The sequence below is a fragment of the Bradyrhizobium sp. 21 genome, assembly GCF_023073335.1.
GTDB lineage: Bacteria > Pseudomonadota > Alphaproteobacteria > Rhizobiales > Xanthobacteraceae > Bradyrhizobium.
In genome coordinates this window covers 1-724 of the sequence record NZ_JADPJG010000023.1, presented here as the reverse complement: position 1 = coordinate 724, position 724 = coordinate 1, and the positions used below count along the sequence as shown (strand labels likewise).

At 63.1% G+C, this 724-nt stretch carries 1 protein-coding gene; it reads left to right on the top strand.

The features are described from left to right. The coding region (locus IVB31_RS20685; RefSeq protein WP_247326138.1) for a hypothetical protein at positions 1–311 on the top strand (311 nt) is incomplete at its 5' end. Positions 312–724: the final 413 nt, after the last annotated feature.

Sequence of the window (724 nt, the reverse complement as noted above, 5' to 3'; positions counted from 1 at the left end):
CCCCGCCATCCAAGGCGGTGTCTGCCAAGCCGGTGTCTGCAACAGCTGTCACGGCGGGGCAGGCTTCCTCCGACGTCACCGACTTCAGCGCCGCTCGCCGCCACCGCTATTATCGGCGAGGTCCGAATGCAGCGGGGCTGGCCTTCATGGGCGTCGCCGCAGGTCTGATCGGAGGTGCGATCGCAGAGAGCCGTCGCCAGGAGTATTACGAGAACCGCTATTATTATGGCGAGCGGCCCTACTACGGCGGTCCGGGATATTACGGCGGCGGTCCCTACTACGGTCAGCGCGGCTATTACCAGCCCTACTAGGCAGCCGTTCTCGTCAGCGCCTAGAGGGCGCGATCAAGGTCGTCATCGGTCCGATCTGCAGGATGCCTGCCGGATTTCGCCAAAAAGGGGCGGTGCAAAGCACCGCCCCTTTTGTTGCGCCGGCCACGGGTCTCCCCTGCGTCAACCCTGTTTCGGCAGTCTGTCAATCCGCATCCGCGAAAATATTCCGCTTTACCGAAATTCGGTTTTATCGTATGTGTCGCCCATCCCGGCTCGACCAAGAGGGGCGATCTTGAGTCGTCATTTTCGTGAGCCGGGCTTGCGGTGGACGCGGCAGCGTTCGGGCGCGAGGCTAAGGGCAGGGCGGATTGCTCTCCGTGAGCCCTGAGGCTTCGTGCCGACGAGCGGCGCTGCTAGGCTTCGTCTCGCCTTGGGGTCGATGGCAATGTGCA